The 21,493-nt window shown below is 62.0% G+C and carries 35 protein-coding genes; 2 read left to right on the top strand and 33 right to left on the bottom strand.

All coding sequences use genetic code 11. The features are described from left to right. Nucleotides 1–74 precede the first annotated feature (74 nt). Nucleotides 75–728, bottom strand: coding sequence for a cytochrome c (locus BCR55_RS06250; protein ID WP_012212561.1), 654 nt, complete (start codon nucleotides 726–728; stop codon nucleotides 75–77). A 214-nt stretch (nucleotides 729–942) separates the two neighbouring features. Between BCR55_RS06250 and yihA the strand changes: the two genes are divergently transcribed. Then, nucleotides 943–1,602 carry a ribosome biogenesis GTP-binding protein YihA/YsxC gene (yihA, locus tag BCR55_RS06255; RefSeq protein WP_006407016.1) on the top strand — a complete coding sequence of 220 codons (660 nt, stop codon included), beginning with the start codon at nucleotides 943–945 and terminating at the stop codon, nucleotides 1,600–1,602. A 249-nt stretch (nucleotides 1,603–1,851) separates the two neighbouring features. Further along, entirely contained in the window at nucleotides 1,852–2,850 is a 999-nt protein-coding gene (hemB, locus tag BCR55_RS06260; RefSeq protein ID WP_006407017.1) for a porphobilinogen synthase, read from the top strand. 114 nt (nucleotides 2,851–2,964) lie between these two features. Here hemB and dsbD read toward each other — a convergent pair whose 3' ends face one another. The 32 genes from dsbD to tuf all read right to left on the bottom strand — a co-directional run bounded on the left by dsbD (nucleotide 2,965) and on the right by tuf (nucleotide 21,453). Then, nucleotides 2,965–4,809 (bottom strand): protein-disulfide reductase DsbD, encoded by a 1,845-nt coding sequence (gene dsbD, locus BCR55_RS06265; RefSeq protein WP_065494348.1) that lies wholly within the window; start codon nucleotides 4,807–4,809, stop codon nucleotides 2,965–2,967. After that, nucleotides 4,802–5,128, bottom strand: a complete 327-nt coding sequence (gene cutA, locus BCR55_RS06270) for a divalent-cation tolerance protein CutA (RefSeq protein WP_006400637.1) — start codon at nucleotides 5,126–5,128, stop codon at nucleotides 4,802–4,804. Before cutA ends, dsbD begins: the two co-directional genes overlap by 8 nt. Nucleotides 5,129–5,340: 212 nt before the next feature. Then, the gene (gene rplQ, locus BCR55_RS06275) at nucleotides 5,341–5,736 is read right to left on the bottom strand and encodes a 50S ribosomal protein L17 (RefSeq protein WP_006400638.1); all 396 of its coding nucleotides are present in this window, start codon (nucleotides 5,734–5,736) and stop codon (nucleotides 5,341–5,343) included. A 139-nt stretch (nucleotides 5,737–5,875) separates the two neighbouring features. Continuing rightward, a complete protein-coding gene (gene rpoA, locus BCR55_RS06280; protein WP_006400639.1) occupies nucleotides 5,876–6,853 on the bottom strand; it encodes a DNA-directed RNA polymerase subunit alpha in 978 nt (325 codons plus the stop codon). Between the two features lie 124 nt (nucleotides 6,854–6,977). Next, on the bottom strand, nucleotides 6,978–7,601 hold the full coding sequence (rpsD, locus tag BCR55_RS06285; RefSeq protein WP_006400640.1) for a 30S ribosomal protein S4: 624 nt from the start codon (nucleotides 7,599–7,601) through the stop codon (nucleotides 6,978–6,980). 155 nt (nucleotides 7,602–7,756) lie between these two features. After that, the gene (gene rpsK / locus BCR55_RS06290; protein WP_004197937.1) at nucleotides 7,757–8,158 is read right to left on the bottom strand and encodes a 30S ribosomal protein S11; all 402 of its coding nucleotides are present in this window, start codon (nucleotides 8,156–8,158) and stop codon (nucleotides 7,757–7,759) included. A gap of 28 nt (nucleotides 8,159–8,186) precedes the next feature. Continuing rightward, the gene (rpsM, locus tag BCR55_RS06295) at nucleotides 8,187–8,552 is read right to left on the bottom strand and encodes a 30S ribosomal protein S13 (protein ID WP_006400641.1); all 366 of its coding nucleotides are present in this window, start codon (nucleotides 8,550–8,552) and stop codon (nucleotides 8,187–8,189) included. 38 nt (nucleotides 8,553–8,590) lie between these two features. After that, nucleotides 8,591–8,707 carry a 50S ribosomal protein L36 gene (gene rpmJ / locus BCR55_RS06300; RefSeq protein ID WP_004199844.1) on the bottom strand — a complete coding sequence of 39 codons (117 nt, stop codon included), beginning with the start codon at nucleotides 8,705–8,707 and terminating at the stop codon, nucleotides 8,591–8,593. A 21-nt stretch (nucleotides 8,708–8,728) separates the two neighbouring features. Next, nucleotides 8,729–8,947 carry a translation initiation factor IF-1 gene (gene infA, locus BCR55_RS06305; RefSeq protein ID WP_004521905.1) on the bottom strand — a complete coding sequence of 73 codons (219 nt, stop codon included), beginning with the start codon at nucleotides 8,945–8,947 and terminating at the stop codon, nucleotides 8,729–8,731. Between the two features lie 7 nt (nucleotides 8,948–8,954). Then, complete coding sequence (secY, locus tag BCR55_RS06310; RefSeq protein WP_006400642.1) at nucleotides 8,955–10,304, bottom strand: preprotein translocase subunit SecY; 1,350 nt, start codon at nucleotides 10,302–10,304, stop codon at nucleotides 8,955–8,957. A 42-nt stretch (nucleotides 10,305–10,346) separates the two neighbouring features. Further along, nucleotides 10,347–10,781 (bottom strand): 50S ribosomal protein L15, encoded by a 435-nt coding sequence (gene rplO / locus BCR55_RS06315; RefSeq protein ID WP_006400643.1) that lies wholly within the window; start codon nucleotides 10,779–10,781, stop codon nucleotides 10,347–10,349. Nucleotides 10,782–10,807: 26 nt separating this feature from the next. Continuing rightward, entirely contained in the window at nucleotides 10,808–10,990 is a 183-nt protein-coding gene (rpmD, locus tag BCR55_RS06320; protein ID WP_006400644.1) for a 50S ribosomal protein L30, read from the bottom strand. A gap of 15 nt (nucleotides 10,991–11,005) precedes the next feature. Next, on the bottom strand, nucleotides 11,006–11,524 hold the full coding sequence (gene rpsE, locus BCR55_RS06325; RefSeq protein WP_004197945.1) for a 30S ribosomal protein S5: 519 nt from the start codon (nucleotides 11,522–11,524) through the stop codon (nucleotides 11,006–11,008). 14 nt (nucleotides 11,525–11,538) lie between these two features. Beyond that, on the bottom strand, nucleotides 11,539–11,904 hold the full coding sequence (gene rplR / locus BCR55_RS06330) for a 50S ribosomal protein L18 (protein WP_006400645.1): 366 nt from the start codon (nucleotides 11,902–11,904) through the stop codon (nucleotides 11,539–11,541). A 12-nt stretch (nucleotides 11,905–11,916) separates the two neighbouring features. Further along, the gene (gene rplF / locus BCR55_RS06335; RefSeq protein ID WP_006400646.1) at nucleotides 11,917–12,447 is read right to left on the bottom strand and encodes a 50S ribosomal protein L6; all 531 of its coding nucleotides are present in this window, start codon (nucleotides 12,445–12,447) and stop codon (nucleotides 11,917–11,919) included. A gap of 18 nt (nucleotides 12,448–12,465) precedes the next feature. Further along, entirely contained in the window at nucleotides 12,466–12,861 is a 396-nt protein-coding gene (gene rpsH, locus BCR55_RS06340; protein ID WP_006400647.1) for a 30S ribosomal protein S8, read from the bottom strand. 14 nt (nucleotides 12,862–12,875) lie between these two features. Next, nucleotides 12,876–13,181 carry a 30S ribosomal protein S14 gene (gene rpsN, locus BCR55_RS06345; RefSeq protein ID WP_006400648.1) on the bottom strand — a complete coding sequence of 102 codons (306 nt, stop codon included), beginning with the start codon at nucleotides 13,179–13,181 and terminating at the stop codon, nucleotides 12,876–12,878. A gap of 7 nt (nucleotides 13,182–13,188) precedes the next feature. Continuing rightward, a complete protein-coding gene (gene rplE / locus BCR55_RS06350) occupies nucleotides 13,189–13,728 on the bottom strand; it encodes a 50S ribosomal protein L5 (RefSeq protein ID WP_006400649.1) in 540 nt (179 codons plus the stop codon). A gap of 16 nt (nucleotides 13,729–13,744) precedes the next feature. Continuing rightward, the gene (gene rplX / locus BCR55_RS06355) at nucleotides 13,745–14,053 is read right to left on the bottom strand and encodes a 50S ribosomal protein L24 (RefSeq protein WP_006400650.1); all 309 of its coding nucleotides are present in this window, start codon (nucleotides 14,051–14,053) and stop codon (nucleotides 13,745–13,747) included. Nucleotides 14,054–14,062: 9 nt separating this feature from the next. Next, nucleotides 14,063–14,431 carry a 50S ribosomal protein L14 gene (rplN, locus tag BCR55_RS06360; protein ID WP_004197951.1) on the bottom strand — a complete coding sequence of 123 codons (369 nt, stop codon included), beginning with the start codon at nucleotides 14,429–14,431 and terminating at the stop codon, nucleotides 14,063–14,065. 312 nt (nucleotides 14,432–14,743) lie between these two features. Then, nucleotides 14,744–15,016: a 30S ribosomal protein S17 gene (gene rpsQ, locus BCR55_RS06365; protein ID WP_006400651.1), complete on the bottom strand. Its 273-nt coding sequence runs from the start codon at nucleotides 15,014–15,016 to the stop codon at nucleotides 14,744–14,746. Further along, on the bottom strand, nucleotides 15,013–15,207 hold the full coding sequence (gene rpmC / locus BCR55_RS06370) for a 50S ribosomal protein L29 (RefSeq protein WP_006400652.1): 195 nt from the start codon (nucleotides 15,205–15,207) through the stop codon (nucleotides 15,013–15,015). Before rpmC ends, rpsQ begins: the two co-directional genes overlap by 4 nt. Nucleotides 15,208–15,216: 9 nt before the next feature. Continuing rightward, entirely contained in the window at nucleotides 15,217–15,633 is a 417-nt protein-coding gene (rplP, locus tag BCR55_RS06375) for a 50S ribosomal protein L16 (RefSeq protein ID WP_006400653.1), read from the bottom strand. 2 nt (nucleotides 15,634–15,635) lie between these two features. Continuing rightward, complete coding sequence (gene rpsC / locus BCR55_RS06380) at nucleotides 15,636–16,436, bottom strand: 30S ribosomal protein S3 (protein ID WP_006400654.1); 801 nt, start codon at nucleotides 16,434–16,436, stop codon at nucleotides 15,636–15,638. An 11-nt stretch (nucleotides 16,437–16,447) separates the two neighbouring features. Further along, on the bottom strand, nucleotides 16,448–16,777 hold the full coding sequence (gene rplV, locus BCR55_RS06385; RefSeq protein ID WP_004199272.1) for a 50S ribosomal protein L22: 330 nt from the start codon (nucleotides 16,775–16,777) through the stop codon (nucleotides 16,448–16,450). A gap of 12 nt (nucleotides 16,778–16,789) precedes the next feature. Then, the gene (gene rpsS, locus BCR55_RS06390) at nucleotides 16,790–17,065 is read right to left on the bottom strand and encodes a 30S ribosomal protein S19 (RefSeq protein ID WP_004199273.1); all 276 of its coding nucleotides are present in this window, start codon (nucleotides 17,063–17,065) and stop codon (nucleotides 16,790–16,792) included. A gap of 10 nt (nucleotides 17,066–17,075) precedes the next feature. Beyond that, nucleotides 17,076–17,903, bottom strand: a complete 828-nt coding sequence (gene rplB, locus BCR55_RS06395) for a 50S ribosomal protein L2 (RefSeq protein ID WP_006400657.1) — start codon at nucleotides 17,901–17,903, stop codon at nucleotides 17,076–17,078. A 2-nt stretch (nucleotides 17,904–17,905) separates the two neighbouring features. Further along, nucleotides 17,906–18,220 (bottom strand): 50S ribosomal protein L23, encoded by a 315-nt coding sequence (rplW, locus tag BCR55_RS06400; RefSeq protein WP_004199275.1) that lies wholly within the window; start codon nucleotides 18,218–18,220, stop codon nucleotides 17,906–17,908. Then, nucleotides 18,217–18,837 carry a 50S ribosomal protein L4 gene (rplD, locus tag BCR55_RS06405; protein ID WP_006400658.1) on the bottom strand — a complete coding sequence of 207 codons (621 nt, stop codon included), beginning with the start codon at nucleotides 18,835–18,837 and terminating at the stop codon, nucleotides 18,217–18,219. The genes rplW and rplD overlap by 4 nt, the downstream gene beginning before the upstream one ends. Beyond that, on the bottom strand, nucleotides 18,837–19,487 hold the full coding sequence (gene rplC / locus BCR55_RS06410; protein WP_012212557.1) for a 50S ribosomal protein L3: 651 nt from the start codon (nucleotides 19,485–19,487) through the stop codon (nucleotides 18,837–18,839). Before rplC ends, rplD begins: the two co-directional genes overlap by 1 nt. 177 nt (nucleotides 19,488–19,664) lie before the next feature. Continuing rightward, entirely contained in the window at nucleotides 19,665–19,976 is a 312-nt protein-coding gene (rpsJ, locus tag BCR55_RS06415; protein WP_004199280.1) for a 30S ribosomal protein S10, read from the bottom strand. 286 nt (nucleotides 19,977–20,262) lie between these two features. After that, nucleotides 20,263–21,453, bottom strand: a complete 1,191-nt coding sequence (tuf, locus tag BCR55_RS06420; RefSeq protein WP_006400660.1) for an elongation factor Tu — start codon at nucleotides 21,451–21,453, stop codon at nucleotides 20,263–20,265. Nucleotides 21,454–21,493 lie beyond the last annotated feature (40 nt).

Consider the following 21,493-nt stretch of genomic DNA (forward strand, 5'->3'; position numbering starts at 1 on the left):
GGCGCCCCACCCTTTTCTTGTTCTGACTCCGGCCGCCCTTCGGACGCCCGGTCACTCCGTTCGCATCGAACCGCTCAATGCAGGCCGGCGATGTAATCCGCGACGGCCTTGATCTCGCTGTCCGACAGACGCGATGCGATCTGATGCATCGCCTCGTTGTTGTTCCGCGCGCCGGCACCCTGCTGGAACGCGGTCAACTGGGCCACCGTGTAGTCGGCCCATTGCCCCGACAGACGCGGATACTGAACCGGAATGCCTTGCCCGGTCGGCCCGTGGCAGCTCGCGCAGGCGGGCACGCCCTTGTCCGCGATGCCGCCGCGATAGATCTTCTGGCCGAGCGCTACGGTGGCCGCGTTGCGCGCGGTGCCGGGCTTGGCCGCTTGCGATCCGTAATACGCGGCGACGTTGCGCATGTCGTCCGGACTCAGCGCGCTGGCGAATCCGACCATCACCGCGTTGTTGCGCGCCGGCCCCTTCGCGCCCGGCTGCGCCTTGAAGTCGTTCAACTGCTTGACCAGATATTCGGGATGCTGACCGGCAAGCTTCGGGAAATTGCCCGAGGCGCTGTTGCCGTCGGCGCCGTGGCACGACGCGCATACCTGCCCGGCGATCGCCTTGCCGCGCTCCAGATCCGGCTTGGCCGCATCCGCCGCGCTTGCCTCTGCTACGAAACCTACGAACCCTGCTGCAACCTGAAGCACCATCAGAGACTTGCACAGTCGATTCATTCGCACACCCTGTTTCGTCTTGTGGGAATTTGAGGTTCTGCAAAAAACGACGGCGTTCAGTCTACCGCAGAAGCCGCATAAAAGTGCGACGCAGGCGCCCCGGGGCCTTCGGTAAAACCGCCGTATTGTACAATATCGCGCTGAAAGCCCCCGCGCCTATCGGGGCTACCCCGCCTCCACCAAGCGGCTCGCGCCGCCCGTCCGTCCGGTTCCCATGGCCTTTCTGCTCCATCAAGCCCGCTTCTATACGACCGTCAATCACCTGCGCGATCTGCCGCCCACGGTGCAGCCGGAAGTCGCATTCGCGGGCCGCTCGAACGCCGGCAAGTCGACGGCGATCAACGTGCTGTGCAACCAGAAACGGCTGGCATTCGCGTCGAAAACGCCCGGCCGCACGCAGCACATCAACTACTTCTCGGTCGGGCCGGCCGCGGAACCCGTCGCGAATCTCGTCGATCTGCCCGGCTACGGCTACGCCGAAGTGCCCGGCGCCGCGAAGGCGCACTGGGAGATGCTGCTGTCCACCTATCTCGCGACGCGCTCGCAGCTCTGCGGGCTGATTCTCATGATGGACTCGCGCCGTCCGCTGACCGAACTCGATCGCCGGATGATCGAATGGTTCGCGCCGACCGGCAAGCCGATCCATACCTTGCTGACGAAGTGCGACAAATTGACGCGGCAGGAAAGCATCAACGCCCTGCGCACCACGCAAAAGGGGCTGGATGCCTATCGCGATCAGGGTGTCCAGGGCAAGCTGACGGTGCAGCTGTTCTCGGCGCTCAAGCGCACGGGCCTCGATGAAGCGCATGCGTTGATCGAGAGCTGGGTGCGGCCGTCCGTCGCCGACGAAAAAAACGAGCCTGTAGCACAATGAACGGCAACGCGCGGCGGGATCGGCCGCGCGCACCTGAGAGCGCCTGCGATTCGGACGGCTCATAAAAAAACCCGCCGTCGAACGGCGGGTCAAACAGCCTAATCGAAAAACGACAGGCACCCGCTCAGGGAGGAGAAGCGGGGAGCGCCGCGCATCGCGCGTCGCCCGATCGCTATCATATACCAACGCCCCCGAAAATGACCTAAGGGTTCCGTAAGGTCTTATTGCCCTGATTTCTGCCAATTCGTCATGAGTTTCCATCCGCTTCATCGTCCGCGCCGGATGCGCCGCGACGATTTCTCCCGGCGCCTGATGCGCGAAAACCGCCTGACCACCGACGATCTGATCTACCCCGTGTTCGTCGTCGAAGGCACGAACGAGCGGCAGCCCGTGCCGTCGATGCCCGGCGTCGAGCGCGTATCGGTCGATCTGCTGATGCATGTGGCCGAGCAATGCGTCGAACTCGGCGTGCCGGTGCTGTCGCTGTTCCCCGCGATCGAGCCCGCGCTGAAGACGCCGGACGGCCGCGAGGCGGGCAATCCCGAAGGCTTGATTCCGCGCGCGGTGCGTGAACTGAAGAAGCGCTTCCCCGAACTCGGCGTGCTGACCGACGTCGCACTCGATCCGTACACGAGCCACGGCCAGGACGGCGTGCTCGACGAGAACGGCTACGTGATCAACGACGACACGATCGAGATCCTCATCGAGCAGGCGCGCGCGCAGGCCGAAGCCGGCGTCGACATCGTCGCGCCGTCGGACATGATGGATGGGCGCATCGGCGCGATCCGCGAGATGCTCGAAAGCGACGGGCATATCCATACGCGCATCATGGCGTACTCGGCCAAGTTCGCGTCCGCGTTCTACGGCCCGTTCCGCGATGCGGTCGGCTCGGCGTCCAATCTCGGCAAGGGCAACAAGATGACCTACCAGATGGATCCCGCGAACACCGACGAAGCGCTGCGCGAAGTGCGTCTCGACATCGACGAAGGCGCCGACATGGTGATGGTCAAGCCCGGCATGCCGTATCTCGACATCGTGCGCCGCGTGAAGGACGAATTCCGCTTCCCGACTTACGTCTATCAGGTGAGCGGCGAATACGCGATGCTGAAGGCCGCCGCGATGAACGGCTGGCTCGACCACGACAAGGTCGTGCTCGAATCGCTGCTCGCGTTCAAGCGCGCGGGCGCCGACGGCGTGCTCACGTACTTTGCGCTCGACGCCGCGCGTCTGCTGAAAGCGCAACGCTGATCGGCGCGCCCTGCGCGGCTGCAAAACGAAACGGCGGAACACTTCGGTGTTCCGCCGTTTTTTTGTGCGCGCCCGATCGCGTGCGGCGACATCGCCTGGCGTGCGGTTCGTTCGTTATACGGTCGGCACGGCCGCGCGATCGAGGCTGCGCAGGAACGTCTCCGCGGCCTGATAGCCGACCACGCGCGCGATTTCCTTGCCGTTGCGATCGAAGAAGATGATGCCCGGCGGCCCGAACAGGCCGAAGCGCTTGAGCAGCGCCTGATCGTCCGCATTGTTGGCCGTCACGTCCGCACGCACGAGATGCAGCTGCGCGAGCCGCGCCTGCACGCGCGCGTCGGTAAACGTCAAGTGCTCCATCTCCTTGCAGCTCACGCACCAGTCGGCGTAGAAGTCGAGCATCACCGGCTGCGCGGAACTCTTCAGCAGCGCATCGAGCTCGCCGCTCGAGCGCACTGACGCGAATGCCGGACCCTCGTGCGCCGCGGCCGCCGCTGCATCGTTGCCGGTCGCCGCCGCGCGCGACGCGAGCACCGCGAGCGGCTTCACCGAATCGGTCGAACCGGCGGCGAGGCCGACGAGCAGCGTCGCGGCCCAGATCGCGAGCGCCGCGCCCAGACCGCGTCCGAGCCGGCGCCAGATCGAGGCGGCACCCGCATTCGGCGTGAACAGCCCGAGCGCCGCCGCGGCGACGAGCAGCCACAGCGCGGCCAGCATCATCTTCAATCCGCCGCCGAGCACCGGCCATACGATCCACAGCGCGGCCGCGAGCAGCACGATCCCGAAGAACACCTTCACGCCGTCCATCCACGCGCCCGCGCGCGGCAGCAGCGTACCGGCACCCACGCCGACGACGAGCAGCGGCACGCCGAGCCCCATCCCCATCGCGAACAACGCGGCGCCGCCGAGCCATGCGTTGCCCGTATGCGCGATGAACGCGAGGACCGCGAACAGCGGCGCCGTCATGCATGCGCCGACGACGAGCGCCGACAGCGCGCCCATCGCCGCGACCGCCGCGAAGTGACCGCCCTGACGCGCGCCGGACGCTTCGGCCGCACCGTTCTGCCAGCGCTGCGGCAACGCGATGTCCTTGCCGGAGATCAGCGATACCGCGAACGCGGTCAGCAGCACGGCGAAGGCGCCGAGCACCCACGGGTTCTGCAGCCATGCACCGAGGCTCTGGCCGATCAGCGCCGCGGCGATCCCGAGCACCGTATAGACGAGCGCCATGCCGACCACGTACGTGAGCGACAGCGCGAAGCCGCGTGCGTGCGTCGCCCGCGTGCCCTGGCCGATGATGATCGCCGACACGATCGGGATCATCGGATACGAACACGGCAGCAGGCTCAGCACGACGCCTGCGACGAAGTACAACGCGACGATCGTGAAGAAGCCCCGCCCTTCGAGCAGCGACTGCGCGAAATCGGCGCTCGTGACCTTGTCGAACCAGCTGCCCTGCGCGGCCGTATTGCCCGCCGCATTCGACGCAGTGCCGAGCGCGGCGCCGTCGATCTTCACGACATGCTCGGCGGGCGGATAGCAGATGCCTTCGTCCGCGCAGCCCTGCGACGTGACGGCGAGCTCGAACGGCCCGGCCGCCTGCTTCACCGGCACGTGGATCACGACGTCGCCGCGATACGTCTCGACGTTCTTTCCGAAGGTCTGGTCGAACTTCACATGGCCGGCGGGCAGTTGCGGCTCGCCGAGCGTCGCCTGGCCGCTTTTCACCGCGAACGCGAATCGCTCGCGGTAGAGGTAGTAGCCGTTCGCGACCTTGAAGCGGACGTCGACCTGCCCCGGCGCTTCGCTGGCGCTGAACTTGAACGCGACCGCCGGATCGAGGAAATCGTCGGCCGCGCGTGCGATCGACATGCCGCCCAGCATGCACAGCACCGACAACAGGAATGCGAGGAATTGCAGCGCACGCGCGCGCACGGGAAGCGCCATACCGTTAAACATGAAAGAGACGTTGAGTTTCGCCGGCCACCCACTGACCGTAGGCGTCCGATGCGGTCGCCTGCCACGACAGGATTTCGGGCGTGTCGTACGGATGATGCGCGACGATAAACCGCTCCAGTTCGAGCGCGCGAACGGCGCTCGTCTTGAACAGCAGCTGGATCTCGTCGGCGGTCTCGACCTTGCCCTGCCAGTGATAGCGCGACTTGATCGCGCCGAGTTCCGACACGCACGCGGCAAGCCGCGCACCGAGCGCACCGTCGGCCAGCGTCGCGGCGGTCGCGGCATCCGGCACCGTCGTCAGCATCAGTACTACCACCATTCGCGCCCTCCTGATTCGCTCGCGGGGCCGGCGCGCATCCGGCGACGGCAACTCGCCGCACGCCGCGGCCCACGCTTGTCGCCCCGTATCGTAGCGCAGCGCGAGCGCGGCTGCCGGCGGCACGCTGCGACAATCGATCGCAGCCGGCGCCCGAAAAACAAAAAGGGCCAAGCAATCGCTCAGCCCTTTCGGTTACTGCTTCGTACCGAAGCTTATTCCGCTTCTTGCACGTTTTCCGTTTCGTCGACTTCCGGACGATCCAGCAGTTCGACCAGTGCCATCGGTGCGTTGTCGCCGACGCGGAAGCCGAACTTCAGGATACGCAGGTAGCCGCCCGGACGGTTCGCGAAACGCGGACCGAGCACGTCGAACAGCTTCGCGACCGAATCGCGATCGCGCAGGCGGTTGAACGCCAGGCGACGGTTCGCGAGCGACGGCTTCTTGCCGAGCGTGATCAGCGGCTCGACGACTTTACGGAGTTCCTTCGCCTTCGGCAGCGTCGTCTTGATGACTTCGTGCTCGATCAGCGAGTTGGACATGTTGCGGAGCATAGCCAGACGGTGGCTGCTCGTGCGGTTCAGTTTCCGCAGACCATGACGATGGCGCATTTCAGTTTCCTTGATTCAAAGTTTTGATCCAGCTCTTCTATCGCACCCCGAACGGGCGCACGGGCCGGTAATGAAAAAAAGCAAGATGCGGATTTTAAAGGAAAATCCGCATCTTTGCCAGCTTCAGCAACTACCGCGCTTACTTGTCGAGACCAGCCGGCGGCCAGTTCTCGAGCTTCATGCCCAGCGTCAGGCCGCGCGATGCGAGCACTTCCTTGATCTCGTTCAGCGACTTGCGACCGAGGTTCGGCGTCTTCAGCAGCTCGTTTTCCGTGCGCTGGATCAGATCGCCGATATAGTAGATGTTCTCGGCCTTCAGGCAGTTCGCGGAACGGACCGTCAGCTCGAGATCGTCCACCGGACGCAGCAGGATCGGATCGATCTGCGGTGCGCGCGACGGTGCCTCGGCAGCGGTTTCCGTGCCTTCCAGCGCCGCGAACACGGACAGTTGGTCGACGAGGATGCGCGCCGATTGACGGATCGCCTCTTCCGGCGTGATCACGCCGGTCGTTTCGATGTTCATCACGAGCTTGTCGAGGTCGGTACGCTGCTCGACACGCGCGCTTTCGACCGCGTAACTCACGCGGCGAACCGGCGAGAACGATGCGTCGAGCACGATGCGGCCGATGATCTTGGCCGTGTCTTCGCCATAGCGACGGACGTTGCCCGGCACGTAGCCGCGACCCTTCTCGACCTTGATCTGCACGTCGAGCTTGCCGCCCTTCGACAGATGCGCGATCACGTGATCCGGGTTGATGACTTCGCAATCGTGCGCCAGCTCGATATCGCCGGCGGTGACGACGCCCTCACCTTCCTTGCGCAGGGTCACCGTCACTTCGTCGCGGTTGTGCAGCTTGAACACCACGCCCTTCAGGTTCAGCAGCAGGTTGACGACGTCCTCTTGCACACCATCGAGCGTCGAATACTCGTGCACCACGCCCGCGATCGTGACTTCCGTCGGCGCGTAACCGACCATCGACGACAGCAGCACGCGACGGAGCGCATTGCCCAAGGTGTGGCCGTAGCCGCGCTCGAACGGCTCCATGACCACCTTCGCATGGTTCTCGCCCAGCGATTCCACGGCGATGATCTTGGGTTTCAACAAACTGGTTTGCATAGGTTTTCCTTTTCAATACCCTCGGCTCGTTACACCGATAAGGCTGACCGGTAACACCCTGAAAATAAACAGCCGAGGTCACCCCTTGCTGCACGCAATCGGGGTACCTCGGCCGTCAATCGGATTAACGCGAATACAATTCGACGATCAGGCTTTCGTTGATGTCGCCGCCGATGTCGGCGCGTTCCGGCACTTGCTTGAACGTACCTTCGAACTTCTTCGCATCGACTGCAACCCAGCTCGGCATGCCGCCTTGCTCGGCCAGCGACAGCGCTTCGATGATACGTGCCTGCTTCTTCGCCTTTTCGCGGATCGCGATGACGTCGCCTGCCTTCACTTGCTGCGACGGCACGTTCGCGACGATGCCGTTCACCGTGATCGACTTGTGGCTGACGAGCTGACGCGCTTCAGCGCGGGTCGAGCCGAAGCCCATGCGATACACGACGTTGTCGAGGCGCGATTCGAGCAGTTGCAGCAGGTTTTCACCCGTGTTGCCCTTGCGGCGGTCGGCTTCGGCGAAGTAGCGGCGGAACTGACGCTCCAGCACGCCGTAGATACGCTTGACCTTTTGCTTTTCACGCAGCTGCGTGCCGTAGTCGGACGTACGTGCGCCCGAGGTACGGCCGTGCTGACCCGGCTTGCTGTCGAGCTTGCACTTGTCGGCGAGCGAGCGACGCGCGCTCTTCAGGAACAGGTCGGTGCCTTCACGGCGGGACAGCTTGGCTTTAGGGCCGATATAACGTGCCACTTTGCATTCCTTTTATCAATCGGTCACGCGGATCGGAATCCGCGCTAGTCCGCTCCCTTTGGGGCGAACGGTGGGCTTAGTCAATCAAAAAAGCAACGCCCGTCGACGCGGCGCGGCGACAGGCAATGCGCCAGCACGAACGTGCCAGCACATCCTTAGATACGACGACGCTTCGGCGGACGGCAGCCGTTGTGCGGAATCGGGGTGACGTCCGAAATCGCGGTGATCTTGATGCCGAGGCCGTGCAGCGCGCGCACTGCCGACTCGCGACCCGGGCCCGGGCCCTTGATCCGCACTTCCAGATTCTTCACGCCGTATTCCATCGCGACGCGGCCAGCCGACTCGGCTGCGACCTGAGCAGCGAACGGCGTCGATTTGCGCGAGCCCTTGAAGCCCTGACCGCCCGACGTCGCCCATGCCAGTGCGTTGCCTTGGCGATCGGTGATCGTGATGATCGTGTTGTTGAACGACGCGTGAACGTGAACCACGCCTTCAGCGACGTTCTTCTTAACCTTCTTGCGAACGCGTTGCGCCGCGGTGTTCGAAGCCTTAGCCATTACGTTTTCCTGTAACTGTCAGTTCCGCTTACTTCTTCAGCGCTTGCGCTGCACGACGCGGACCCTTGCGGGTACGTGCGTTCGTACGCGTACGCTGACCGCGCATCGGCAGGCCCTTGCGATGACGAACGCCACGGTAGCAACCGAGATCCATCAGGCGCTTGATGTTCATCGTCACTTCACGGCGCAGATCGCCTTCGACGACAAACTTGCCCACTTCTTCACGCAGCTTTTCCAAGTCTGCGTCGGTCAGATCCTTGACCTTCTTCGAAAAATCGACGCCAGCTGCCACGCAGATGCTGCGCGAACGGGTGCGGCCGATACCGAAGATTGCCGTCAGGCCGATCTCGGTATGCTGGTGATTCGGGATGTTAACCCCTGCGATACGAGCCATTGTTTTTCCTCAAACAAAAAGCGCAAACAAACGCGCGGTCAGCCTTGGCGCTGCTTGTGGCGCGGATCCGAGCTGCAGATCACGCGAACGACGCCTTTGCGCTTGATGATCTTGCAATTGCGGCAAATGCGCTTAACCGATGCCATCACTTTCATGATAATACCCTTTTTTCCAAATCACTTCGCCCGGAACACGATCCGCGCACGAGACAGATCGTAAGGCGTCAATTCAACCGTCACCTTGTCGCCCGGCAGGATGCGGATGTAGTGCATCCGCATCTTTCCGGAGATATGCCCCAACACGACATGGCCGTTTTCCAGCTTCACGCGGAAGGTCGCATTCGGGAGGTTTTCGATCACCTCACCCTGCATCTGGATTACATCGTCTTTGGCCATAGTCCTTTTAACGCATTGGGATGTTGCCGCCCTTGAAGTTGGCCTTCTTGAGCAGCGACTCATACTGTTGCGACATAACGTACGACTGCACCTGCGCCATGAAGTCCATCGTGACGACGACAATGATCAGCAGCGACGTTCCACCAAAATAAAACGGCACGTTCCAGCGCAGCACCAGAAATTCCGGCAGCAGACACACGAAGACGATGTAGATCGCACCGGCCAGCGTCAGACGCGTGAGGATGCGGTCGATATATCGCGCGGTCTGGTCGCCCGGACGGATGCCCGGCACGAACGCGCCGCTCTTCTTCAGGTTGTCCGCGGTTTCCCTGCTGTTGAACACCAGTGCGGTGTAGAAGAAGCAGAAAAACACGATCGCCAGCGTGTACAGCAGCACATAGACCGGCTGGCCCGGCTTCAGCGCCTCCGCGACGTTATGCAACGTGTTGGAGATCCAGCTTCCCGACGGCTGACCCGTGCTGAACCAGCCGAGAATCGTGGCCGGGAACAGGATGATCGACGACGCGAAGATCGGCGGAATCACACCCGACATGTTCAGCTTCAGCGGCAGGTGCGACGACTGCCCGCCGTAGATCTTGTTGCCGACCTGACGCTTCGCGTAGTTCACGAGGATCTTGCGCTGACCGCGTTCGATGAACACGACCAGGTAAGTCACCGCGGCAATCAGAACGACGATGATGATCGCCGAAATGATGCTCATCGAACCCGTGCGCACCAGCTCGAACAGACCGCCCACGGCATTCGGGAACCCTGCTGCAATCCCGCCGAAGATGATGATCGAGATACCGTTGCCCAGACCGCGCTCGGTGATCTGCTCGCCGAGCCACATCAGGAACATCGTACCGGTGACCAGCGTCACGACCGTCGTCAGCCGGAACAGCATGCCGGGGTCGATCACGAGGCCCGGCTGGTTTTCCAGCGCAGCCGCGATACCGAACGCCTGGAAGGTCGCGAGCACCACGGTGAAATACCGCGTGTACTGCGTGATCTTCCGTTGCCCCGCCTGCCCTTCCTTCTTCAGCGCCTCAAGCTGCGGCGACACGATCGCCAGCAGCTGCATGATGATCGACGCCGAGATGTACGGCATGATCCCCAGCGCGAAGATCGTGAAACGCGACAGCGCGCCGCCCGAGAACATGTTGAACATGCCCAGGATGCCGCCCGCCTGACTCTGGAACAGCTTCGCCAGTTGATCCGGATCGATGCCCGGCACGGGGATGTGCGCGCCGATGCGATAGACGATCAGCGCCAGGAGCAGGAACATCGCTCGCCGGCGCAGATCGCCGAATTTCGCCGTGCTTCGACCGGGTTTTGCAAGACTCGGGCTGTTAGCCAAGTACCTTCTCCGATGAATGCAAGTGACGACGCGCTACGCGTGTCACTCGGCGAACGAACCGCCAGCCGCTTCGATCGCAGCGCGCGCACTCTTCGTGGCGCCGAGACCCTTCACGACGATCTTGCGCTTCAGTTCGCCCGTGGCGATGATCTTCGCGCTCTTCGTCAGCTCGCCGACCAGGCCGGCTTGCTTCAGTGCGAGCAGATCGATTTCATCGACCGGCAGCTTCTCGAGGTCGCCCAGACGCACTTCACCGACGAATTCCTTCGTCAGCGACGTGAAGCCGCGCTTCGGCAGACGACGTTGCAGCGGCATCTGACCGCCTTCGAAGCCGACCTTGTGGAAGCCGCCCGAACGCGATTTCTGACCCTTGTGACCACGGCCAGCCGTCTTGCCGAGGCCCGAACCGATGCCGCGGCCGACGCGACGCTTGGCGTGCTTGGCGCCAGCGGCCGGCTTCAGGTTATTCAATTCCATATCAACTCCTTGATCCGTAGGGCCGCTTACGCGATGACCTTAACGAGGTACGAGACCTTGTTGATCATGCCGCGGACCGCCGGCGTGTCCTGAAGCTCGCTGACCGAGTTGAGTCGGCGCAGGCCCAGGCCACGCACGGTCGCGCGGTGCGATTCGCGGGTCCCGATCAGGCTCTTGACGAGCTGAACCTTGACAGTTTTTTCAGACATGGTGACCACCCGGGCTTAGCCCAAAATTTCTTCGACGGACTTGCCGCGCTTCGCCGCGATGTCTGCCGGGGTCGACTGCTTGCGCAGGCCGTCCAGCGTCGCACGCACGAGGTTGTACGGGTTCGTCGAACCGTGGCTCTTGGCCACGACGTTCTGAACGCCCATCACGTCGAACACGGCGCGCATCGGGCCGCCGGCGATCACGCCGGTACCGTCCTTCGCCGGAGCGAGGAGAACCGTCGATGCGCCGTGCTTGCCGTGCACTTCGTGCTGCAGCGTGCCGTTCTTCAGCGGCACCTTGAACATGTTGCGGCGAGCCTGCTCCATCGCCTTCTGGACAGCGACCGGCACTTCCTTCGCCTTGCCCTTGCCCATACCGACGCGGCCATCACCGTCGCCTACCACGGTCAGTGCGGCGAAGCCGAGAATACGGCCACCCTTCACGACCTTGGTCACGCGGTTGACCGAAATCATCTTTTCGCGAAGGCCGTCGTCGCGCTCGTCAGCCTGAACTTTCGCTTGCATCTTTGCCATGACGAATTCCTTCCTTAGAACTTGAGCCCAGCTTCACGAGCTGCCTCAGCCAGCGCCTTCACGCGGCCGTGGTAGCGGAAGCCCGAGCGGTCGAAGGCGACGGATTCGATGCCGGCGGCCTTGGCCTTCTCGGCAATACGCTTGCCGATCAGCGTCGCGGCGGCGACGTTGCCACCCTTGCCCGACTTGTCTGCGAGCTCGGCGCGCACTTCAGCTTCCAGCGTCGACGCGCTAGCGAGCACCTTGGTGCCGCACGGCGAGAACACCTGAGCGTAGATGTGCGTGTTCGTGCGATGCACGGCGAGACGCGCGACCTGCAGCTCAGCGATCTTGATACGCGTCTGGCGAGCGCGGCGCAGGCGAGATTGAGTCTTATCCATGATTGCGCACCCTTACTTCTTCTTCGTTTCTTTGAGGATCACAACCTCGTCGGCATAGCGCACGCCCTTGCCCTTGTAGGGCTCAGGCGGACGGTAGCCGCGGACTTCCGCAGCCACTTGGCCGACTTTCTGCTTGTCGATCCCCTTGATCACGATTTCGGTTTGCGTCGGGGTTTCAGCCTTGACGCCTTCCGGCATCTGGTGCACCACCGGGTGCGAGAAACCCAGCGACAGGTTCAGCTTGTCGCCTTGCGCTTGCGCACGGTAGCCGACGCCAACCAGCGTCAGCTTGCGCTCGAAACCCTTGGTCACGCCGTGCACGGCATTCGCGATGATCGCGCGCATCGTGCCCGACAGTGCATTTGCTTCGCGGCTTTCGTCGGCCGGCGCCAGGTTCAGCGTGCCGTCGTTGTTCGCCACCTTCACGAGCGGGTTCACCGCTTGCGTGATCGTGCCCAGCGGGCCCTTGACGGTGATGACGCCGTCGGCCAGCTTGACTTCCGCGCCTTGCAGCGCGATCGGGCTCTTACCTACTCGAGACATGTTTCTCTCTCCTCGGCTTTAAGCGACGTAGCAGATGACTTCGCCGCCGACGCCCGTTGCGCGCGCCTTGCGGTCGGTCATCACGCCCTTCGGCGTCGACACGATAGCCACACCGAGGCCATTCATGACCTGCGGAATCTCGTTACGGCCGCGGTACACGCGCAGACCCGGCTTCGACACGCGCTCGAGGCGCTCGATCACCGGACGGCCCGCGTAGTACTTCAGCGCGATGTTCAGCTCAGCCTTCGCGCCTTCGGTCTTCACCGCGAAATCGTCGATATAACCTTCGTCCTTCAGGACTTGTGCGATTGCAACCTTGACCTTCGACGAGGGCATCGCGACCGATACCTTCTCGACCATCTGCGCGTTGCGGATGCGAGTCAGCATATCGGCGATAGGATCACTCATGCTCATTTACGTTTCTCCTATTACCAGCTCGCCTTGGTCAGGCCAGGAATCTCGCCACGGAATGCGATTTCACGAATCTTGTTGCGCGCGAGGCCGAATTTGCGGAACGTGCCACGCGGACGGCCCGTGATCGCGCAGCGGTTGCGCTGGCGGGTCGGGTTTGCGTTGCGGGGCAGTTGCTGCAGCTCAAGGCGTGCTTCGTAGCGCTCTTCTTCCGACTTGCTTTGGTCTTCGATGATCGCCTTCAGCGCTTCGCGCTTTGCTGCGAACTTCGCGACCAGGCGGGCGCGCTTCTTTTCACGTTCGATCAGTGCCAGTTTAGCCACGGTAACCTCAGTTTCTGAACGGGAACTTGAAGCTGGCGAGCAGCGCCTTTGCTTCGTCGTCGGTCTTCGCGGTCGTCGTGATGCTGATGTTCAGCCCACGCAGCGCGTCGATCTTGTCGTAATCGATTTCGGGGAAAATGATCTGCTCTTTCACACCGATGTTGTAGTTGCCACGGCCATCGAATGCACGACCCGACACGCCGCGGAAGTCACGCACGCGCGGCAGCGCAACCGTCACCAGACGGTCGAGGAATTCGTACATCGCACGGCCACGCAGCGTCACCATCGCGCCGATCGGGTAACCCTGGCGGATCTTGAAACCTGCGATTGCCTTGCGAGCCTTCGTGACGACCGGCTTCTGGCCGGCGATCTTCGTGAGGTCGCCAACGGCGTTCTCGATGATCTTCTTGTCCGCGACGGCTTCGCCAAGACCCATGTTCAGCGTGATCTTGGTGATGCGCGGCACTTCCATGACCGACTTGTAACCGAACTTCTCGATCAGGCCGGGCACAACCTTTTCTTTGTAAAACTCTTGCAAACGAGCCATTTTTTACTCCGCTGCGTCAGGCGCTCAGTACGGCACCGGTCGTCTTCAGGAAGCGAACCTTCTTGCCTTCCTCGACCTTGATGCCGACACGCGACGCCTTGCCGTTCGCGTCGACAACCGCGACGTTCGAAATGTGGAGGGGCATCGTCTTCGCTTCCACACCACCCGTCGTACCCTTCATCGGGTTCGGCTTCACGTGCTTCTTGACGAGGTTGATACCTTCAACCGTCACGCGGTCGGCGGCGACTGCCAGCACGACACCGCGCTTGCCCTTGTCCTTGCCTGCGATGACGATGACTTCGTCACCCTTGCGAATCTTGTTCATCGCGACTCCTTACAGCACTTCCGGCGCCAGCGAGACGATCTTCATGAATCGTTCGCTACGCAGCTCACGCGTCACCGGCCCGAAAATGCGGGTGCCGATCGGCTCGAGCTTGTTATTCAAAAGCACAGCGGCGTTGCCGTCGAACTTGATCAGCGAGCCGTCTTGACGGCGCACGCCCTTGGCGGTGCGGACCACCACGGCGTTGTAGATTTCGCCTTTCTTCACACGCCCGCGCGGCGTTGCCTCTTTGACGCTCACCTTGATGATGTCGCCAATGCTGGCATAACGACGCTTCGAGCCGCCGAGCACCTTGATGCACATGACTTCACGCGCACCCGTGTTGTCGGCTACTTCAAGCCGAGATTCGGTCTGGATCATGGTTTGTCTTTCCCAACTTAATCCGGATGCACCACCATGATGCATACGGTCAGTCTTGGTCCCGTCAGCCGATCGGCTGCTTGGGTTGGAACAGCAGCGACGGCAAACGAAACCCGCCATCGCAATTCGGTGAATCTTTCGGAGCAGGCTGGCGCCTGTCCGCTTCCCCCACCAACTTCGCCCGCGACGGGGCTCCCATAAAGAGGGAAGACCGGGATTATAACAAATAATCCCGGTCACGCAAGCAAAAACTTTGCGATTTCAAGCACTTCGTGGAGAAGTGCCCGTTACTACTCTACTGCTCTGACCCGCTTAGATAACGCGGGCTGCCTCGACGAGACGCGCCACCGCCCAGGCCTTCGTCTTCGAAACAGGACGGGTTTCCTGGATTTCGACGAGATCGCCTTCGTTGTAGGTGTTCGCTTCATCGTGCGCGTGGTACTTCTTCGAACGCACGACATACTTGCCGTAGATCGGGTGCTTGACGCGGTGCTCGACCAGCACGGTGACGGTCTTGTCCATCTTGTTGCTGACGACCCGACCGATCAGCGTCCGCTTCAGCGAGGTTTTCACGCTATCGTTCATTTCTGGTTCGCCTTCTGAGTCATGACGGTCCGCACACGTGCGATGTCGCGACGAACCTTCTTCAGCTGGCTCGTGTTCGTGAGCTGCTGGGTCGCGAGTTGCATGCGCAGGCCGAATTGCGCCTTCAGCAGGTCCGCCAGCTCTTTGTTGAGCGCGGCCTGGTCTTTCTGGAGAAGTTCGGAAGCCTTCATGTTTTCTCCTTAGGCGCCGAGCTGGCGAACGATAAACGTGGTCTGGATCGGCAGCTTCGCTGCAGCCAGACGGAACGCCTCACGCGCCAGTTCTTCGGATACGCCGTCCATTTCGTACAGCATCTTGCCCGGCTGAATCTCGGCGACGTAGTACTCCGGGTTACCCTTACCGTTACCCATACGTACTTCGGCCGGCTTCTGCGAAATCGGCTTGTCCGGGAAAATGCGAATCCAGATGCGGCCGCCACGCTTGATGTGACGCGTCATGGCACGACGCGCCGCTTCGATTTGACGCGCGGTCAAACGGCCGCGACCGATCGCCTTCAGGCCGAATTCACCGAACGACACCGCGTTGCCGCGCGTCGCCTTGCCGGTGTTACGACCCTTCTGCTCTTTGCGATACTTCCTGCGTTTCGGTTGCAGCATCGTTATTCTCCAGTCTTGCCGTCTTCCGGCTTGCCGGCGCCACGGCGCGGTGCGCCACGACGAGCACCCGGAGCGCCGCCTTCGCCGTCACGGCGCGGACGACGGTCGCCCGGACGCGCATTGCGACGCGGACGCTTGTCTTCGGCTACTTCTTCCACCACCGGCGCGTCGTTGCGGCCAAGGGTATCGCCCTTGTACACCCACACCTTGACGCCGATGATCCCGTAGGTCGTCTTCGCTTCCGAAGTCGCGTAGTCGATATCGGCACGCAGCGTATGCAGCGGCACGCGACCTTCGCGATACCACTCCGTACGCGCGATTTCGATACCGTTCAGACGGCCTGCGCTCATGATCTTGATGCCCTGGGCACCCAGACGCATCGCGTTCTGCATCGCACGCTTCATCGCGCGCCGGAACATGATCCGGCGCTCGAGCTGCTGCGTGATGGAGTCGGCGATCAGCTGCGCATCGGTTTCCGGCTTGCGGATCTCTTCGATGTTGACGTGAACCGGAACGCCCATGCGGCGTTGCAGTTCCGTCTTCAGCAGTTCGATATCCTCACCCTTCTTGCCGATGACGACGCCCGGACGCGAGCTGAAAATCGTGATGCGCGCGTTCTTTGCCGGACGCTCGATGACGACGCGACCGACCGAAGCGTTCTTCAGCTTCTTCTTCAGATACTCACGAACACCGATGTCTTCCTGCAGCATCGCCGCGAAATTGTTGTTGTTCGCGTACCAACGCGAAGCCCAATTGCGGCTGACAGCCAGGCGGAAGCCAGTCGGATGAATTTTCTGTCCCATCGTATGGCTCCTTAATTCCCGACCGTCACTGTGATGTGACAGGATTGCTTCTCGATGCGGTTACCGCGGCCCTTGGCGCGCGCGGTGAAACGCTTGAGCGATGCAGCCTTGTCGACGTAGATGCTCTTGATCTTCAGCTCGTCGATATCGGCGCCTTCGTTGTGCTCCGCATTCGCGATCGCCGACAGCACGACCTTCTTCACGATGCCAGCCGCTTTCTTCGGCGAGAACGTCAGAACGTTCAGCGCCTTGTCGACCGGCAAACCGCGGATCTGGTCAGCCACAAGGCGCGTCTTTTGCGCCGAGATGCGGGCACCGCGATGAATTGCTTTCACTTCCATCTTGATAGCCCCTTATTTCTTGGCCTTCTTGTCGGCCGCGTGACCCTTGAACGTACGGGTCAGTGCGAACTCGCCAAGCTTGTGGCCGACCATGTTTTCCGAGATGTACACCGGAACGTGTTGACGGCCGTTGTGAACGGCGATCGTCAGGCCGATGAAATCCGGGAGGATCGTCGAGCGACGCGACCAGGTCTTGATCGGCTTCTTGTCGCGCGAAGCTGCAGCCGCCTCAACTTTCTTCAGCAAATGGGCGTCGCAGAACGGACCTTTTTTAACAGAACGTGCCATTGCCTACTCCTTAACGCTTGTGACGGCGCTGGACGATCATCGTCGTCGTGCGCTTGTTGCGACGCGTACGGAAGCCCTTCGTCGGCGTGCCCCACGGGCTCACCGGGTCGCGGCCCGCAGCGGTACGGCCTTCACCACCACCGTGCGGGTGGTCGATCGGGTTCATTGCCACGCCACGCACCGTCGGGCGGATACCGCGCCAGCGGTTCGCACCGGCCTTGCCGATCTGGCGCAGGCTGTGCTCTTCGTTGCCGACTTCACCGATCGTCGCACGGCACTCGATGTGCACGCGGCGGATTTCGCCCGAACGCAGACGGACTTGCGCGTACACGCCTTCGCGTGCGAGCAGCATGGCCGACGTACCGGCCGAACGCGCCATTTGCGCGCCCTTGCCCGGCAGCATCTCGATGCAGTGGATCGTCGTACCGACCGGGATGTTGCGGATCGGCAGCGTGTTGCCTGCACGGATCGGCGCTTCCGAACCCGACATGAGCTGCTGGCCAACCGTCACGCCCTTCGGCGCGATGATGTAGCGGCGCTCGCCGTCGGCGTACAGCACCAGCGCGATGTTCGCGCTGCGGTTCGGGTCGTACTCGAGACGCTCGACCTTCGCCGGAATGCCGTCCTTCGTGCGACGGAAATCGATCACGCGGTAGTGGTGCTTGTGACCACCGCCCTGGTGACGCGTCGTGATGCGGCCGTTGTTGTTGCGGCCAGCCTTGGAGCTCTGCGTGTCGAGCAGTGCCGCGTGCGGCTTGCCCTTGTGCAGGTCCTTGTTGACCACCTTGACCATCGCGCGGCGGCCCGGCGAGGTCGGTTTAACTTTCACGATTGCCATGATTACTTGGCCTCCGCTTCGAAGTTGATTTCCTGGCCGGGCTTCAGGCACACGTATGCCTTCTTCACGTCCTTGCGGCGGCCCATCGAACGGCCGAAGCGCTTTTGCTTGCCCTTCTGAACCAGCACGTTGACGGAATCAACTTCAACCTTGAACAGCAGCTCGACAGCCGCCTTCACTTCCTGCTTCGTGGCATCCGGTGCGACTTCGAACACGACTTGCTCGTTCTTGTCGGCAACCAGCGTCGCCTTTTCGGAAATCACCGGTGCGAGCAGGACCTGCATCAAACGATGATCGTTCTTGCGAATCTCGCTCATGACAGCAACTCCTCGATCTGGGCGACCGCAGCCTTCGTGACCAGCACTTTCTTGAAGTAGATCAGCGACAGCGGGTCAGCGTAGCGCGGCTCGACAACTGCCACGTGCGGCAGGTTGCGCGAAGCCAGGTACAGGTTTTCGTCGACCGTGTCGGTGATGATCAACACGGAATCGAGACCCATGGCCTTGAACTTGTCGGCCAGCAGCTTGGTCTTCGGCGCTTCGAGAACGATGTCCTCGACGACCGACAGACGGCCTTCGCGGGCCAGCTGCGAGAAGATCGAGCAGAGACCTGCGCGATGCATCTTCTTGTTGACCTTGTGCGAGAAGTTTTCTTCCGGCGAGTTCGGGAAGATACGACCACCGCCACGCCACAGCGGGCTCGACGACATACCGGCACGAGCGCGGCCCGTACCCTTCTGACGCCACGGCTTCTTGGTCGTGTGCTTGACCTGCTCGCGGTCCTTCTGCGCGCGGTTACCCTGGCGAGCGTTCGCCTGGTAAGCGACGACGATCTGGTGGATCAGCGCTTCGTTGTAGTCACGACCGAACACGACGTCCGATGCGTTGACCACTGCACCTTCCTGACCATTTTCGTTCAGGAGCTTGAGTTCCATTATTTCGCCCCCTTGGTCTTCACGGCCGGCGTCACGAAAACCTTGCCGCCCTTCGCACCCGGAATCGCACCCTTGACGAGCAGCAGCTTGCGCTCTGCGTCGATACGAGCGATTTCGAGGTTTTGCACCGTCACCGTCACGTCACCCATGTGACCCGTCATGCGCTTGCCCGGGAACACGCGACCCGGATCCTGCGCCATACCGATCGAGCCCGGCACGTTGTGCGAGCGCGAGTTACCGTGGGAAGCACGGCCCGAACCGAAGTTGTAACGCTTGATGGTACCGGCGTAGCCCTTACCGATCGACACGCCTTGCACGTCGACCTTCTGGCCCACTTCGAACAGATCCGGGCCAACGATGGCGCCATTCGACAGCTCGGCTGCCTTGGCCGCATCGATGCGGAATTCCTTGAGGATTTCACCGGCTTCAACGCCGGCTTTGGCGAGATGACCTGCCAGCGGCTTCGTCACGCGCGATGCGCGGCGGGAGCCGAATGCAACCTGAACGGCGGTGTAGCCGTCGGTTTCAACAGTCTTGATCTGCGTCACGCGGTTGTCCGACACGTCCACCACGGTGACGGGAATCGAATCCCCTTCAGCCGTGAAGATACGGGTCATGCCAACCTTGCGACCTACGAGTCCAAGGCTCATCGTTTTCTCCATTCCCGACTGCGATTGGTCGGGGCTGATTTACAAAATGCCGGGTACGCAAGACCCGACTTTTTTACGCGAATGCGCGAAAAGCCTAGCATTGTAGCAAGGCCTCCCGTTTTCTGCAAGCAATCAAAGACTTAGCACCCTCCGGAACCCCGGAAGGCGCCGAAAGCCTTACTGCAGCTTGATTTCCACGTCGACGCCAGCCGGCAGGTCGAGCTTCATCAGCGCGTCGACCGTCTTGTCGGTCGGATCGACGATGTCCATCAGACGCTGGTGGGTACGGATCTCGAGCTGGTCGCGCGACGTCTTGTTGACGTGCGGCGAACGCAGGATGTCAAAACGCTGGATGCGCGTCGGCAGCGGCACCGGGCCACGGACGATTGCACCAGTCCGCTTCGCGGTATCGACGATCTCGGCGGCCGATTGATCGATCAGGCGATAGTCGAAAGCCTTCAGGCGAATGCGGATTTTCTGTTGCTGCATGACGATTCCTTGAAAAGAGCGAGGCGATATTGCATCGCCGGACACTAAAAGAACGCAAGACAGCGCACCTGCGGGGTGCGAGGCACGATGTCCCGGGACGGTACTTCCACTGCTAAGCCCGCGATTCTACACGATTTTGTCGAGCGGTGGTGCGCGTTTGTCGATACCGCGCCGCCGCCCGGCCAAAACGAAACCGGGCGCCAGCGGAACTGGACGCCCGGTTTCGGACGGTACGACTGCTTACCGTGGAATCGCGGCCCCCGTGGGAAGCCGCGGATCGCCGAATTTACTCGATGATCTTTGCGACGACGCCGGCACCGACGGTACGGCCGCCTTCACGGATAGCGAAGCGCAGACCTTCTTCCATCGCGATCGGCGCAATCAGCTTCACCGTGATCGACACGTTGTCGCCCGGCATCACCATTTCCTTGTCCTTCGGCAGCTCGATCGAGCCCGTCACGTCCGTCGTACGGAAGTAGAACTGCGGACGGTAGTTGTTGAAGAACGGCGTGTGACGGCCGCCTTCGTCCTTGCTCAGCACGTACACTTCGGCCGTGAAGTGCGTGTGCGGCGTGATCGAACCCGGCTTCGCCAGAACCTGGCCGCGCTCCACGTCTTCACGCTTCGTGCCGCGCAGCAGGATACCGACGTTGTCGCCTGCCTGACCCTGGTCCAGCAGCTTGCGGAACATTTCAACGCCCGTGCAGGTCGTCTTCACCGTCGGCTTGATACCGACGATTTCGATTTCTTCACCGACCTTCACCACGCCGCGCTCGACACGACCCGTCACCACCGTACCGCGGCCCGAGATCGAGAACACGTCTTCCACCGGCATCAGGAACGTACCGTCCACCGCGCGCTCCGGCGTCGGGATGTACGTGTCCAGCGCGTCGGCCAGGTTCATGATCGCCGTTTCGCCCAGCTCGCCCTTGTCGCCTTCCAGCGCCAGCTTTGCCGAACCCTTGATGATCGGCGTGTCGTCGCCCGGGAAGTCGTACTTCGACAGCAGTTCGCGAACTTCCATCTCGACCAGCTCGAGCAGTTCAGCGTCGTCCACCATGTCGCACTTGTTCAGGAACACGATGATGTACGGAACGCCAACCTGACGCGCCAGCAGGATGTGCTCACGCGTTTGCGGCATCGGGCCGTCTGCGGCCGAGCACACCAGGATTGCGCCGTCCATCTGCGCTGCACCCGTGATCATGTTCTTCACGTAGTCGGCGTGGCCCGGGCAGTCGACGTGCGCGTAGTGGCGGTTCGCCGTTTCGTACTCGATGTGCGCGGTGTTGATCGTGATGCCGCGTGCCTTTTCTTCCGGCGCCGCGTCGATTTCGTCGTACTTCTTCGCTTCGCCGCCGAACTTCGACGACAGAACCGTCGCGATCGCTGCCGTCAGCGTCGTCTTGCCGTGGTCAACGTGACCAATCGTACCAACGTTCACGTGCGGCTTGGTCCGCTCAAACTTCTCTTTTGCCATGATTCTCTTCTTTCAAAAAATAATCAGTTGGTAGATGCAG

This window comes from Burkholderia sp. CCA53, assembly GCF_001685525.1.
In the GTDB taxonomy this organism is placed as follows: Bacteria; Pseudomonadota; Gammaproteobacteria; order Burkholderiales; family Burkholderiaceae; genus Burkholderia; species Burkholderia multivorans.